Annotated in this window: 15 protein-coding genes and 2 pseudogenes; 7 read left to right on the forward strand and 10 right to left on the reverse strand. The window is 47.4% G+C overall.

Features of this window, described 5'->3' with window-relative positions:
* Positions 1-813: 813 nt before the first annotated feature.
* Positions 814-1803 (reverse strand): MBL fold metallo-hydrolase, encoded by a 990-nt coding sequence (locus tag ACOZIO_RS04675; protein WP_129951791.1) that lies wholly within the window; start codon positions 1801-1803, stop codon positions 814-816.
* Between the two features lie 186 nt (positions 1804-1989).
* On the opposite strand from ACOZIO_RS04675, the gene ACOZIO_RS04680 reads away from it, so the two are divergent.
* Positions 1990-2280: a hypothetical protein gene (locus tag ACOZIO_RS04680; protein WP_129990501.1), complete on the forward strand. Its 291-nt coding sequence runs from the start codon at positions 1990-1992 to the stop codon at positions 2278-2280.
* A 61-nt stretch (positions 2281-2341) separates the two neighbouring features.
* Here ACOZIO_RS04680 and ACOZIO_RS04685 read toward each other — a convergent pair whose 3' ends face one another.
* From ACOZIO_RS04685 to ACOZIO_RS04700, 4 genes are all read right to left on the reverse strand, one after another.
* Positions 2342-2578: a DUF4060 family protein gene (locus ACOZIO_RS04685; RefSeq protein ID WP_013576199.1), complete on the reverse strand. Its 237-nt coding sequence runs from the start codon at positions 2576-2578 to the stop codon at positions 2342-2344.
* Between the two features lie 135 nt (positions 2579-2713).
* Positions 2714-3016: a phage protein NinX family protein gene (locus ACOZIO_RS04690; RefSeq protein ID WP_129952136.1), complete on the reverse strand. Its 303-nt coding sequence runs from the start codon at positions 3014-3016 to the stop codon at positions 2714-2716.
* Between the two features lie 148 nt (positions 3017-3164).
* A complete protein-coding gene (locus ACOZIO_RS04695) occupies positions 3165-3437 on the reverse strand; it encodes a YebO family protein (RefSeq protein WP_129951793.1) in 273 nt (90 codons plus the stop codon).
* 117 nt (positions 3438-3554) lie between these two features.
* Positions 3555-3797, reverse strand: a complete 243-nt coding sequence (locus ACOZIO_RS04700) for a PhoP/PhoQ regulator MgrB (protein WP_266059059.1) — start codon at positions 3795-3797, stop codon at positions 3555-3557.
* A gap of 671 nt (positions 3798-4468) precedes the next feature.
* On the opposite strand from ACOZIO_RS04700, the gene ACOZIO_RS04705 reads away from it, so the two are divergent.
* Both ACOZIO_RS04705 and ACOZIO_RS04710 read left to right on the forward strand, forming a co-directional pair.
* On the forward strand, positions 4469-7162 hold the full coding sequence (locus ACOZIO_RS04705; protein ID WP_421594994.1) for an autotransporter outer membrane beta-barrel domain-containing protein: 2694 nt from the start codon (positions 4469-4471) through the stop codon (positions 7160-7162).
* 185 nt (positions 7163-7347) lie between these two features.
* A complete protein-coding gene (locus ACOZIO_RS04710; RefSeq protein ID WP_129951795.1) occupies positions 7348-7584 on the forward strand; it encodes a YobH family protein in 237 nt (78 codons plus the stop codon).
* Positions 7585-7650: 66 nt separating this feature from the next.
* On the opposite strand, the gene ACOZIO_RS04715 is transcribed toward ACOZIO_RS04710, so the two are convergent.
* Positions 7651-7896 carry a DUF2766 family protein gene (locus tag ACOZIO_RS04715; protein WP_015697897.1) on the reverse strand — a complete coding sequence of 82 codons (246 nt, stop codon included), beginning with the start codon at positions 7894-7896 and terminating at the stop codon, positions 7651-7653.
* A gap of 201 nt (positions 7897-8097) precedes the next feature.
* On the opposite strand from ACOZIO_RS04715, the gene ACOZIO_RS04720 reads away from it, so the two are divergent.
* From ACOZIO_RS04720 to ACOZIO_RS04730, 3 genes are all read left to right on the forward strand, one after another.
* Entirely contained in the window at positions 8098-8289 is a 192-nt protein-coding gene (locus tag ACOZIO_RS04720) for a YebW family protein (RefSeq protein ID WP_129951796.1), read from the forward strand.
* 127 nt (positions 8290-8416) lie between these two features.
* Positions 8417-10057, forward strand: coding sequence for an ABC transporter substrate-binding protein (locus ACOZIO_RS04725; RefSeq protein ID WP_129951797.1), 1641 nt, complete (start codon positions 8417-8419; stop codon positions 10055-10057).
* A gap of 143 nt (positions 10058-10200) precedes the next feature.
* On the forward strand, positions 10201-10416 hold the full coding sequence (locus ACOZIO_RS04730) for a DUF2767 family protein (protein ID WP_129951798.1): 216 nt from the start codon (positions 10201-10203) through the stop codon (positions 10414-10416).
* Positions 10417-10481: 65 nt separating this feature from the next.
* On the opposite strand, the gene ACOZIO_RS04735 is transcribed toward ACOZIO_RS04730, so the two are convergent.
* Positions 10482-10772, reverse strand: a complete 291-nt coding sequence (locus ACOZIO_RS04735; RefSeq protein WP_129951799.1) for a hypothetical protein — start codon at positions 10770-10772, stop codon at positions 10482-10484.
* Positions 10773-11106: 334 nt separating this feature from the next.
* On the opposite strand from ACOZIO_RS04735, the gene ACOZIO_RS04740 reads away from it, so the two are divergent.
* Positions 11107-11304 carry a hypothetical protein gene (locus tag ACOZIO_RS04740; RefSeq protein WP_129952137.1) on the forward strand — a complete coding sequence of 66 codons (198 nt, stop codon included), beginning with the start codon at positions 11107-11109 and terminating at the stop codon, positions 11302-11304.
* 44 nt (positions 11305-11348) lie between these two features.
* Here the strand turns inward: ACOZIO_RS04740 and ACOZIO_RS04745 are convergent, their stop codons facing one another.
* The 3 genes and pseudogenes from ACOZIO_RS04745 to ACOZIO_RS04755 form a co-directional block, all read right to left on the reverse strand.
* A complete protein-coding gene (locus ACOZIO_RS04745) occupies positions 11349-12857 on the reverse strand; it encodes a sensor domain-containing diguanylate cyclase (protein WP_217139548.1) in 1509 nt (502 codons plus the stop codon).
* A 378-nt stretch (positions 12858-13235) separates the two neighbouring features.
* Positions 13236-13634: pseudogene (locus ACOZIO_RS04750) on the reverse strand (anti-virulence regulator CigR family protein); the annotation flags it as partial.
* 17 nt (positions 13635-13651) lie between these two features.
* A pseudogene (locus tag ACOZIO_RS04755) lies at positions 13652-14263 on the reverse strand (IS3 family transposase); the annotation flags it as partial.
* Positions 14264-14385: the final 122 nt, after the last annotated feature.

The raw sequence follows: 14385 nt of genomic DNA on the forward strand, positions 1-14385 counted from the left end.
AGCCCCCACAGCGTATCGCTACACAGGCCTTACAGTACGGGGTAGCGCCGGTGGCGGCGCATCATGCGGCGCTGACGGAGACGTGTACAACACACAAGACCTATGCCGAAAGTCAATGCCTGCCAATATGACTGGTTATGCAATAATCAATTACGCCATAGATGGATAAAATGGTGCAAAACAAACGGTGAAAATCATTAAACGCACCTTTTGTGTGCACCTGTACTTCCTGTCCTGATAATAGTAAAACCCAGCTGACTTCAGGGAAAATGAATTCCAAATCCGGACGCCCTCTAATGGCGATTTTTTATAGTGTCGATTTTGACATTATAATGAATTAAAGTTTGCGACTTGGTTAAATTAACATAACAGTTTGCAAACACTCACCGCAGACTTATTCAGATATTAAATATCAATATGAAAAACTAATATTAATTACCGTGATCCAAATCCCATATTAGCCTTCTACTGATAAGCGGCTGAGTGCGTTACCTGCCCGAAGGCAGCAGCGGGGATGAAGCACAACCCGCAGCCCGGCAGGCTTAACAAGGAGCAAGCAAGCGATTGTTTTTAAAAGATAAATACCACCTTTACTCATGAGGGGAAATTTCTGATAGCCTCATAACAAGATATTGAATTTCGTTAAAATTGCCTTAGAAATGGGTATTTAACCCGCAGCAACCTGATAATTAACATTCGCATAACACCTACGGAATGTAAGTGCTATTTGAACCCTCTCACCAAGTGATAATACTTCTCATTCGATAAATAAAATGTCTGCTTACCTGTCTCTGATGACTAAGGAAATGATATTCAATCTTTAGAAATGCTTGCACCGATTTTTAAAGGTTTAAATTCGATTTCAGGCGATTTACTTTGACTTATGGCTTCGGCTAATTCAGCCAATGGCTGGTCCAGAGATTCATCGGCTAATTCAAAAACACCCCAATGAATGGGAACCGCTTTTTTACAACGCAGCTCTGTAAACACCGTAACAGCCTGCTGAGGGTCCATATGTTGCGCACTCATGAACCATCGTGGTGCATAGGCACCGACAGGAATTGCCGCTAAATCGAAAGGTCCCAGACGTTGTCCGATCACGTCGAACTGGTTGCTGTAACCGCTGTCGCCGGAAAAAAAGAACTGTAAACCGGGATGGCTGACCACCCATCCACACCAGAGAGACCGGTTTCGATCCCATAATGTCCGCATACTCCAGTGACGTGCCGGGACAGCCGTAATCGTCAGTTCGCCAAACTGATGCTCATCCCACCAGTCCAGTTCCTCGACATAATGCGCTCCGCGCCGCTTAAGCCACCGCTTCATGCCCAAAGGCACGATAAATTGCACATGCGGAAATCGTCGTAATAGCTTACGAACCGTTGCACGGTCAAGATGGTCATAGTGATTGTGGGATAACAGAACAACATCTATCGGTGGGAGTGCTTCTACCGTCGCCGCCACCGGTGTTTTTCGCTTAGGCCCGTAGAAACTCATTGGCGAAGCGCGATCAGACAGGGCGGGATCCATCAGAATGTAGCGCCCGGCAACACGCAGCAGTAAACAGGCATGTCCTAAAAACCACAAACGATCATCAGACCCGCTAAAATCGGCAGTCTGCCACCACTGGCTGGTAAATTGTTCGTAACCTTTCTCAGGAGGCGCTGGCAGGCGGAGCGCCTTACGTTCTTTCCGCCAGCGTTTGAGATCACCCTCCTGACGGTTATGGGGCTCAGCATTGGTAAAACCATCTGGTGTGTGATGTGTTTTTGACGGATTGTAATAGGGGTTTTTAGCTGACATAAGGCTCCATGAGATCACTTTTTAGTGGCGGCAGCGTAAAGCCATGATACGGATCAATTAGCATATTTACTGAACACACTACAGAGCGAAAGTGAAAAATTATGTGGCAATTCAGGCATGCCGGGGGGTTAAGAAAATCTTAATAACTTCATGTTTCACTGTAGATGTTCAAAAAGGAGATGACTTATGATCACGAACACTAAGAGTGAGCGTAAACACTTTGCGTCAAGGCTGACCCATATTATGCAGATCCAGACACAATATGGACGGCTATGGCTGCGTTCCCGCTTTCGCCGGATGACCGTTCCGGCATCAGTCAAACTCTTCCTGCTGGCCCTGCTGGGGCTGTCAGCTTTGGTTATCACGGGTACATTGCTGCTGATCTTCGATGCCATCGCACTGATGTCACATATTCTGAAACGGCCTTTCTATCGGGGCAGCTTGCGGCAACGTTGTCTGATGAGAAAGCCTGTATAACGAAAAACCGTGGCGGATATCTCCGGCACGGTTTGAGGGAACGGGAACATTTGACTGACTGTCAGGCAGGCATACCGCAAAGTTTGGTCAGATTTCTGGCGCCGATCATGAGGGTAGCAACATAGGACTGTCTGCGGGTCACAACTTCGACCGCGACACGCGCATCTTTATATTTGATGAGATAGGTTGAAGGCCAGCCCTGCCGGCGTTTGCCGTAGGCTTTTTCATGACTGTCGATAGCTGCATGGGCAACCACCAGATGGGAGAGAGTTTTATCACCTTTAATGATGCGCTTCATAATGGACTCCGCCTTAGACACAACTGTCAAAATGAGGAAACATTAATCACTTGATACGCATCGCTTTATGCGACGCTTATTCGAATCACTTCTTTGCAAAACTTTGTCACTCTGTGAGTATCTCTGCGCTTTTGTTTATGCGCAAGTCTTACTAAGCAGGAAACACACCATAGCGGCACGAAGCGGCCGTTTGCTTTGCGCCTGCCACTGCCCCTGAGGACTGCTTATTTCAGCCAGCCAGAGAGGATCGCTTTGTAACTCTTTAAAATTAATACTGATTCTGTTGGCGCAAATGATCGGCCACGCATCGGAGGGGTTGTTGCAATAATCTTTGCCTTTCATTCCGCCATAGGGATACCACTTCTCAGGCTCCTCTCCGGTCAGTAAGGCTATGTTGTGGTTCACTTCGCTGTCATTTTCTTCAGACCATTTGATCATCAGTTGTTCCATCCTGCAAGGCACATGCGTGGAGACTACCGGAGAAATAAGACAGTTTTATGAAAGTGATGATGCAGAACGAGAAGGGAAAATAGGACCAAAGTGCATACGGGCAATACCCGCCGGAAGGCGGGTTAACAAAACCAAATTATCTTTCAGGAATAAAGCCACGCAGGCTGAGTGCAGAATCATCATCTGCCTCAACAGGAGACACGTTAGTCTTCACCTGTGCAGCCAGAATCTTAAGTAATTCTGTCTGCTGGCGTTGCTGCTCAGCGATCTCCTGTAACAGAGCAACCTGTTCATTTGCCCTGACACTGGCGCGGCTAATAAAAAACCATACCAATACAAACAACAGTGCTGAAAGTGCACACAGCACCAATGAAGCCAGGCTGTTTTGGCCCATTGCGAAATCAAACATTGACTACCCTACCACTGACTGTTCAGAGCGTTCATCTTACCATCCCCGACAGGTCAGGGAAGCCATTCGCAAAAAAACAGGGTTTTCTTACCCAACCGTAAGCCGTGCTGACATCCGTCAAAAAGGGATGAATGAGGTAATTGCACATACGCCCAGATCAAAGTTGCCCCCCTGATCACAGTAACTGTTTAGGGCCAGCAGATACAGGCCGATGCAAATGAGCAGGAAAAGAACGAACGTGACGATCCTCCGGACATTGAAAACAGGCTTTTTCAATTTAATGGCAGGTCTCTTTTGGTTTAAAAAACGTCTATCAGGGCTCAAAGGCGACGTCCGGCATTTGACTGAACAGAAGGACATAATACGACGAATATCCTAAACAACAATATAACGAAGCGATAGCTTTTACGTGCGATACAATGTGTAATAATCACATACGTAAATCAAACAATAAAATGTATAAGTTTTATCTATAAATAGAGCGACAATCCGTGTTTGATCTTGGTCAAGCAAAGTCATGTTTACGTGCCTGCACTTCTGATAACTCACCTTTGATAATTTCTATAAAATAGACATCTTAATAAAACCCCCAGGCATTTTTATAAAGAAAGAACAGAACGTGAAATTATTAACGCATTCCCGAAAAATTTTAAAAACAAATATTTCCCCTAAACCTTACACTGACAAGATAGCCGGGCTTGTGCCTGGTGTTACATCCCAGAATCTGAGACAGGTAAGTCTTACCCACGTCTACTCGCATGCGTGCTTTATCACTGCTATTTAGAAACAGATAAAGAAATTATTGGTTTTACAGTTGATTAATAAACCCAATAATATTGCGTTCATCTTTAAATAAAGTGACTTTTTGCGGATATTTCCAGGAACTTCCTTGTTGAATTATACCACCCGTTAAAATATCATCCCGCCGTCGAACAGTTCTTCTGTCTCTTCAGTTATATAAATGAAAGCATAATGGCTGAATTATTTTTCAGCTGATTCATGCTGACTATTTTTTGTTGAGGGATTAATAAATGCATACATGGAATAAAAAGTTCTTCGTTTCTAAAATAGCGCTAGCCTGCGCTGTTGCAGTCGCGGCCCCCGTAGCAATGTCAGCCGATATTTCTGGCACCGTTTACGATACGTTCTATCATGACTCCACGCTGGCGGGTCATATCGGATATCGTGGGTATGTAGATAATGATGGGGCTGACACCCGCTATACTGGCGGAGACATCGACTCTTCTATCAATAATGCTGTCGTTAATGGTGTTATTTCCACTCATTATCTCGGTTTTGATAGCAATAACAGCAACACGTTTAATATCACCAATACCACGGTTAACGGCATGATCACCTCTGAGTGCATGACAAGTGATTGCGGCACAACCCGTAATGATTATGACCAGTCTCCTTTGCAATTGACCATTGATAACTCCACCATTAATGATACTTACGAACACTTCGATTATGACATTACTGATGATAATAAAATTCGCGACCATGAATCCCTGAATACCTACGATATGGGTGTTGCAGTGACATTGAATCAGGAAAGTAACATCGTTATCGAAAATAACTCTCACGTCGCGGGCATTGCACTGACGCAAGGCTACGAGTGGGCTGATACAGACAGTAATAACAGTAATACTTTTGATAATACCCTGACGGTAAATGATTCCGTGCTGACTTCGGGTTCTTACACAGAATTACAAACCAGCGGTTTCTACGGCCAGTCGGATAAGCCAAGTGATTATGGTAATATCAGCGCGACGGGTATTCCGGCTGATGATATTGCGTTATCTGTTGTTGCCAGTGCAACCGCTGATAATGCAATGAAAACCAATGCCATATTCAATAATTCAACCATTGCAGGTGATGTCGATTTTGTCAGCACCTTCGACGAAGGTTATTATGTCGGTGGTCATGACAGCAATGCCGATGGCGTGCCGGATACCAATGGTTGGGATGATACAGATGAACTGAATCTGACGCTGGACAATGGCAGCAAATGGGTTGGTGCAGCCACTTCTGAAGTTCAGATGGATTCAGCCTTGTATGACCACAGCACTAACAGCATCTGGCCGGGCTCTGTCTTCAGCAGTACCACCGGCTATCTGACGGGTGATGATGTTTATCAAAGCGGTCTGTTTAATGTCGCGCTAAACAACGGTTCCGAATGGGACACGACTAAAACGTCAAATATTGACAACCTGACGGTTAATAACCGGTCTCAGGTCAATGTCGTTGAATCTGGCCTGCTGGCAGATCACATCTCTCTGACCAATGCATCAACGCTGAAAATTGCTGCACACGGCGATGTTAAAACAGATGTACTGAACCTGAACTCAGGCAGTCAGGCATCGCTGACTGAAGAAAGCGCCTCTCTTTATGCCAACACCATTGTAGTCGGTAGCGGTTCTGAGCTGAACCTGGATTTAGGGCAGATTGATACTCATAACATGGTTCTGACTGATAGCGGTACTTTCGATATCGGAAGTCGTGAGTATGTCCTTAACGCCGACATGAATAATGCACGTGACAAAACTGCCGCAGAGTATATTTATGATCAGGGCACCCTCGGTATCAACTCCGATGGTCATCTGGCCGTGAATGGCGTAACAAACGGCAATTATCAGGTCCGTATCGATAACGCGACAGGTGAAGGCCAGGTTGCTGATTATCAAAATAAAGAGCTGATCCGTATCTACGGCGGCAATGCGACCTTTACTCATGCTAACACCGCTGATCTGGGTGCTTATCGTTATCAGGCAGAGCAGTACGACGATACCGTAGTACTGGCCAGGCAAGGTATTACCTCTACCGCTAATGCTGCCCTGAGCCTGCCTTCTTCCAATGCTGCAACCTGGCATATGGAACAAGACACGTTAGAAGCCCGCATGAACAGTTCACGTCACACCCAAGGCAATGATAAAGGAGGTGTGTGGGTCAACTACTTCGGCGGTCAGCAAAACGGCGACAACGGCGTGATTGATTACGATCAGGACGTCAATGGCGTCATGGTTGGTTTGGATAAAGTCACCGAAGGGGGCGGCGAGCGGCAGTGGCTGGTAGGTATGGCCGCAAGCTTCGCGAAATCCAGCCTGTCTATGGATAATGCGGATGCGGATACTGACAGCCAGTCAGCACGTGTTTACGCCAGTCTGGACTTCAACACCGGCGCATTCTTTGATACTTCCCTGAGCTACAGCCACTTCAGCAACTCAACAGACAGCACCATGAGCAACGGTCAGCAAGTATCAGGTGATAGCTCCACTGATGCCTGGGGCTTTGGTCTGAAAGTGGGTTATGACTGGCAATTCGCACCTCAGGCTTATTTGACGCCTTACGCAAGTATGACTGGCGTGTTTATCGGCGATGATGATTACAGCATGAGCAACAATATGCATGTCAGTGATCAGGCTTATGACAGCATACGTTATGAACTGGGTGGTAATCTGGGTTATTCCTTCGATCTGGGTGCAGGTCAGGCAGTCAGCCCTTACGCCACTCTGGCGTATGTGTATGAGGATGCTAACAACGATGCAAACATCAATGGCGACCGTATCGACAATGGCATTGATGGTTCCGCTGTCCGCGTTGGCTTAGGGGGACAGTTCGACATGAGCAAAAACTTCACCGTTTACGCAGGGGCTAATTACCTTGGTGGCAGCGATGTTGACCAGCCGTGGGCAGCTAATCTGGGTATGAAATACCGCTGGTAATCTTCCCGGTCTGAATAGCATTCTTCAGTAATTTATTGGCCTCTTTTCAGGGGCCAATTTTTTTTAGCATCTTCACGGTTTTGCTGATTAGGATTCTGCTGCAGTGACATTTTCCTGGAAATAAATTCTACTATGCTTATCAACCTCCTGAATCGTTCAGGACAAGGGATTTAGGGAGTTACAGAATGGGCATAATTAAAACCATCATCGTGCTGGCCGTCATTTACGCGATTTTTCTTTTCTCGGGTTATGGCGTGACAGTTGGCAGCAATGAGAATGCTGCAGGGCTGGGTCTGAAATGCCAGTACTTAACAGCAAGAGGAATTGTCAGCTCGCAATATATTCACTCTGACAGTGGCGTCATCGGCGTGGCAAACTGCCCCATTTTCAAGCGGGTGGGTGAAGTGGTCGACAATAAATAGGCCGGATATTTCTACGTTGTACAGCAGCGTTGCCATGCCCGCAAATGCAGGCATGGCAACGATTTATCAGCTATCGTGCTTCGTGAATTTCAGCTCGATCAAGGAAATGGCTTTCTCAATAGCACGCTTTGTCACAGGATCAGCTCCGGCAGGATGCTTGCTGAAATCAATACTTTTCAGCTGATGAGACATTTTCTCGCGCACTTCCGCTGGCGCAATAATTTCAATCACATCCAGTATTTGTTTAATTACCAGCTGGCATGCAACCAGATCGGATTCGATTTCCTGTTCTCTGTTCAAAGACTCGGACATGAGCTGCTCCTTTCATAACGGTCATTCATAAAAATTATGGCCGCGAGGATATCACGCTCTTTCCTGAAATTCTCTTTTCTGCATCGTTACGTTTTTGCGGTTAAACAATGCGGATAAATAAGCAGCAAACGCGCCTCGCCGGATGTTGCCAGGCGCATAATGGTTCTATGCTTAACAGGATGACAAAAAAGGAGAGGCGCTATGTTCGCACTTGTTTTGACTATTTGTTATCTGGGCGGAGGATGTGAAGACTTAGTGGTTGATGCCTTTAATACTCAGAAACAATGCACGGTCGCTATGCATCAGCAAGGGCTGCGCCAGGCGGGCTGTTATCCCATCGAAGATTTTATCGATGGTTACTGGATCCCTGCCCATGAGAACGCTGACTACTGAACCTTTGTGTCAGCATTCACATGGCGAGACAAAAAATGTCTTAATCATTGCTAAAGTGCTCGAAGAAAGGTATGAATACCCTGTTACTCATTGATATTTAACCATATTGACAGGGCAGGAAATGGCAATGACGATACGTAAAACTTATGGGTGCTATAAAAAACTTCCTCTCGCACTCCTTCTATCCGGTACTTTCATGGCTTCATTCGCCACGCACGCTGCAAATGTTCCTGCAGGTGTCGAGCTGGCAGCCAAACAGGAAATTGTCCGTAATAATGGCAGTGAACCTGCATCCCTTGACCCGCATAAAGTCGAGAGCGATGTGGAATTTAATATCCTCAGCGATCTTTTTACCGGACTGGTCACTATCGATAATAAAGGCAATGCGCAACCTTCACTCGCGGCTAGCTGGGATACCAAAGATAACAAAACCTGGGTCTTCCATTTACGCCCCGGCATCGTCTGGTCGGATGGTTCGCCCATCACCGCGCAGGATGTCGTTTTCAGCTGGCAACGTCTGATCGACCCGAAAACCGCTTCACCTTATGAAAGCTATCTGGGCAGCATGCACGTGTTGAATGCCGGCGACATTATTGCCGGCAAAAAAACTGCCGACCAGTTGGGTATCAAAGCGCTGGATAAGCAGACGCTGGAAGTTACGCTTGATCAACCGCTTTCCTATTTTCTCGGCATGCTGGCGCACCCGTCTCTCTCCCCAATCAGTCAGGCGGATGTGGAAAAATACGGCGATAAGTGGACTCAGCCAGGCAATCTGATCAGCAGTGGTCCGTTTAAACTCGATACGTGGACGGTCAACGAACGTATCACTGCCGTACGTAACCCGAACTACTGGGATAACGCACATACTGTCATCAATAAAGTCACGTATTTGCCGATTGCTTCCGGTACCGCCGACGTTAACCGCTATAAGGCCGGTGAGATCGACATCACGTCTACCGTTCCTTCGCCATTGTTTGCTTCACTGAAAAAAGAGCTGGGCTCACAGGTTCATGTCAGCCCGTATCTGGCCGTTTATTACTATGCAATGAATACCCAGAAGCCGCCGTTTAATGATGTTCGCGTGCGTAAAGCGCTGAATCTGGCGATTGATAAGTCGATCATTGCCGGTAAAGTAATGGGTCAGGGGCAAACCCCAGCCTGGCATCTTTCTCCGGATAACACCGGCGGTTTTACTTTTGCCAAACCTAAAGAAGCCAGCCTGACACAGGAACAGCGTAACGAAGAAGCTAAAAAGTTACTGACTGAAGCCGGTTTTGGTCCGAACCATCCGCTGAAATTCAACCTGCTATATAACACTTCTGAAGCGCATCAGCGCATTGCCATTGCTGCGGCTTCAATGTGGAAAAAGAATCTGGGCGTCGATGCCGTTTTACAGAATCAGGAATGGAAAACCATGCTGGATACCATGCATCAGGGTACCTATGAAGTGGTGCGTTATGCGTGGATTGCAGACTATAACGAACCCTCCACTTTCCTGAATACCCTGCGCACGGGTAACAGTGAGAACACGCCAAAATTCAATAATGCCGCCTACGATAAGGCACTCGATGATGCGTTAAAAGCCACGAACAAAACGGACGTGGGCAAAGCTTATCAGCAGGCGGAACAGGTATTAACCGAGCAGTCGCCGGTCATTCCTTTGTACCATTACGTCAGTACTCGTCTGGTCAAACCGTACGTAGGGGGATTCAACGACAGCCTGCTTAATTACGTTTACACCAAAGATTTGTATGTAATTAAGCATTAATCTGCCTTCCTCTCCTTACGGCAATGGATTGTCCGGGGAGAGGCATTTTCAAATGCTCCGCACCGCCCGTCTTTCCACTAACCCACTTGCCACGCGCAGCCCAGATGATAGATTGTACGTAAATCACACAAACGGGAGCTGTTATGAAATTCTCGGACAGTGAGATCCAACCGCTTTGGGATGAAGTGGCGCGTATTATCGGTGATGGCGTCATTCAGATGCGCCACAGAGGTGAGCCTCTGAGTGCCGATGCGCTGATTGGTTATCTCGACGAGCAACTGACCCGCGCGACAGGTGTCCAGCGCCGTATCATGCTGGGCGCAGCAATTAATATGCTAAAAGCCGACCGGCGTTGCTGATCCTGCGGCACTACAAAACCTCGCAGCCTTTTCGGGCAACGAGTCATTCATTTATGATCTGTCCTTCACTTCCTGGATTGTGCCGCACGCCCCTGCGCAAATAAGAAAATGCGCTGGGTAATATCATCAGCACCCAGAATATTTCCTTTCTGCTCCAGATTAGCTCTGGCATAAGCTACGTCATGGGCCTGGTCGACCATGCTGATCACCCGGTCACGAGTCGGTTTATCCAGTATTCCCAGTAATGTTGTCAAAATCGCCTGATAGGCATTAGAAGCATACGTCAGGTGTCTTTCACGTTGTTCCAGCGCGTCAATGCGAACCATCAGGGCCTGCAATTGTTCTTGATGCGTCATAGCGGCATCCTTCTTCACGGGTGGAAAATAACCGGAGACAGCGGAGCGAGCAGACCTCCGCAGGTTACTTGCCTATAAGTCTAGCAGATGTAATAAAAATAAAGCCCTTCCCTTTCAACGTATAAAGTAAACCTTTATTCAATATGCCGTTAACCGCTTCGCCAGTTGTAACCGCAATAAGTCGCCAATAGCCGCCGGCAAACGGTTTATCTTCTCTGAGAAGTAACAGCGGCAGTACCTGCTTACAGATAGCAAAATGACAAACCGCAGGGGTTATGACATTTTCTGTGACAGCATTATTTGTTCATTGGGGAGAATTGAGTTGAAAAAAACGATGTTGGGTATAGCCATTTTCAGCATGATGTTAGTAAGTTCATTTGCTCAGGCGGAAGGATGTCTTAAAGGCGCAGTGGCGGGAGGCGTTGTCGGTCATCTGAAACATCACGCTGTACTCGGCGCGGTGGCAGGATGCGCTGTCGGGCATCATCTCGCAGCGCAGGCCAAAAAGCAGCAGGTTGCAGCGGCTAAATAAACAGCATCAGGGCCGCCGGGTGCCCTGATGAGATGAATTTCTACTTATTCATGAATAACAATCATGCGATTACGTCCATCCTGCTTGGCTTTATATAACGCCTCATCGGCTTTCTTCAGCGAAGCGTCAGGTTCACCCGATAGCTGATTGCAATGTGCTACGCCTAACGAAATGGTAATCGGGCGAATACCCGGCAAGGACATTTTTTCCACATTAAGACGCAAACGTTCTGCAATGATTTCAGCTTCGGCAAGCCCTGCCCCCGGCAGTAAAACCAGGAACTCTTCTCCGCCAACGCGGCAGAGAATGTCACTTTCACGGGCATTATTGCGGATTTGCTCCGCCAGAGATTTAATCACTTCATCACCGATGTTATGCCCGTAAGAGTCATTAATGGATTTAAAATGATCAATATCCAGCGCAATAACCGAAAACTGCTGGCGTTGCTGAATCACGGATTCCAGTGTCATCGCCAGCCCGCGCCGGTTGAACAACCCTGTCATCGGATCCGTCTGCGTTTCAAACTTGAGCTTGCCAATTTTTTTCTGCAGCAAGTTAATACCCATCAGCAAGGCACGCTTGAGCTGGGTTGATTCAAAATACCATGACGGAATTTCACGGATATTCGTCGAAATATCCGGCTTATCCATTTCATTGGCACTTCGTGCCAGCAGCCAGAGCGGATGCGCAATCATACGCGAGCATAGCCAGACGCAAATCAGCGTCAGTAATGCCAGGGGTGTCAGATGCTTGAGCACCTTGATCATTAACCCTTCCAGCGGCTTGAGCGTCGCATCGGTCGGCCTCTGGGTAATGATTTCCCAACCAGACGACGGCACTACCGCATAACCGGCCAGCATCGCTTCTCCGGCCAGATTGGTGACCATCAGGCTACCATTGGTATGTTGTTTTACCACTTCCGTCACCGGACGCGGTTTCAGCACTTCCCCGATACGAAACGCATCCGGATGATAGAGAATGCGGCGCTCGTTATCGAGTACGGCAATATAGGAACCATCGCGGTAATAATGCTCGCCGAGTAACTCATTCAGAATGCTTTTCTGCCGCAGATAAATGGTGCCGGCAATATAGCCGAGGTATCTGCCGTCGCGGTGGAAAATAGGTGCCGATATCACAATCACCAGATTCTGAGCGGCAGAAATATAAGGTTTACTGATCAGCGGGCGGCGCTCTTTCAGTGCTTCAAGAGCTCCGGGCGTATTCAAAATACGGCCGACCATCTGCAGGCTGTCAGGAGAAGTGGCCAGAATTTTGCCTTGCGCATTGGTCAGCACGACAGAGTTAAAACTGTCTGTCTGGTATTTCAGTCGAGCCGTTTCCGCCTGCAGGATTTCACGATCGTCAAAATGGCCCGCCGCAATTGTACTGCTGTAAGCGAGCTGTTTTTGCATGTTTTTTAGAAACTGTTCCGTGCTGGCAGCCAGTTTCGTCGCATAAACACGGTTCTCTTCAAGCGTATTGTCGATCAGTAACTGGCGCTGTACACGATAACTGGCATAAAAGCTGTTGGCCAACGTCACAAAGGCACTCATCACAGCTAAAATCAGAATCAGGCGTCGCAGATCAATACGGAACAGAGAGCTGGAAAGGAGTGAGCGCAACAAAAAGTCATACCTGTGGTAGAAAGTGGCTCATATTTATCACCACCGCCCCACATGCACAATAAGGCAGGAAAAATAAACCATTATCTGCCTGAATCTGTAGCGAAAAAAGTTCACTGGCAAGCGGAACATTCTTCAGATAATGATTGATTTAGCCTTAGTAGGATTTAATGCGTAAACCCTTTACGGGATATCCCCTCATAGTCACCTTCATCGTGGTGCGCATAAAAAACTGCACCTTAACTCAGTTGGGTGTCCAACTTTTGGGGTGCAGTCCAATGCGGGGCTTAAAAGCGTGTTATGACAATTTTAATCGAATACGCCATTAATAATCGAAGTAACAATTGCAGTACTCAGGGCAACCAGAACTAAATCATCACCCACGGCCCGCCATTCATAACCAGGGTAATATGGCAACTCGTTCAGCATTGCGGCAGGAACCGCTTTCCTGGCGATTCCCGGCGGCAGGGGTTTGCCGCGCATCAGGTTTTTTGCGATTCCTGGCGGTAGTGACTGATATCCGGTCAGTCCATAATTTATTGCGAGTGAACGGGCACGTGAGAAGCTGATATCTGACGAGACATGGTCCGGCTTACCGTAATTTTTACGATTCCCCGTGTGCTCGGATGATTTACCATTTCCCTGAGCTTTATTGCCGTGGTTATTGCCATTGCTATTACCGTGGCTATTGCCGTTGCCGTTGCCGTTGTGTAAGCACACCTGTTTTAGTTCCACGCACTTTTTGAGACTTCCGGGTTTTCGGCCATCAGCCGGTACTCTTCCGGCGTCAGGTTGTTCAGGGATTCATGAGGCCGCTCGTTGTTATATTCAGCCAGCCAGCGCTCCGTTATTTCTCGTACTTCATTCAATGTTCTGAACAGGTAAAAATCCAGTATTTCTGTCCGGTATGTTCGGTTAAACCGTTCTATAAACGCGTTCTGTGTTGGCTTACCCAGCTTGATAAATTCCAGCATCACACCATGTTCTTCGGCCCATTGCGCCAGTGCCAGTGAGACCAGTTCTGGCCCGTTATCCATCCGCATCTTCAGCGGATAGCCGCGGTTTGCCACTATCCTGTCTAGCACTCTCACGACGCGTTGCGCCGGGATATTCAGGTCAATTTCTATCGCCAGCGCTTCACGGTTAAAATCATCCACCACATTGAAGGTCCGGAAGCGTCTACCACACACCAGCGCATCATGCATAAAATCTATCGACCAGCTCTGGTTAAGTGCTTCCGGCGTCGCCAGCGGAGCCGGATTGCGCACCGGCAGACGTTGCTTTCCCTTACGGCGAAAATTCAGTTTCAGCAGGCAGTAAATCCGGTGAACGCGTTTGTCGTCTAATCAGTCAATATCTGGATCAGATGGGGTCTTTGTCGTCTTCGTAGTCATTTTTTAGATGCTACAACATGTTGCCAGACGTCGTCTTCATTCCTATGTGATTCCCGCAGGGGTAT

Origin of the sequence: Rahnella sp. PD4 (genome assembly GCF_049199325.1) — a bacterium.
Lineage (GTDB): Bacteria > Pseudomonadota > Gammaproteobacteria > Enterobacterales > Enterobacteriaceae > Rahnella > Rahnella perminowiae.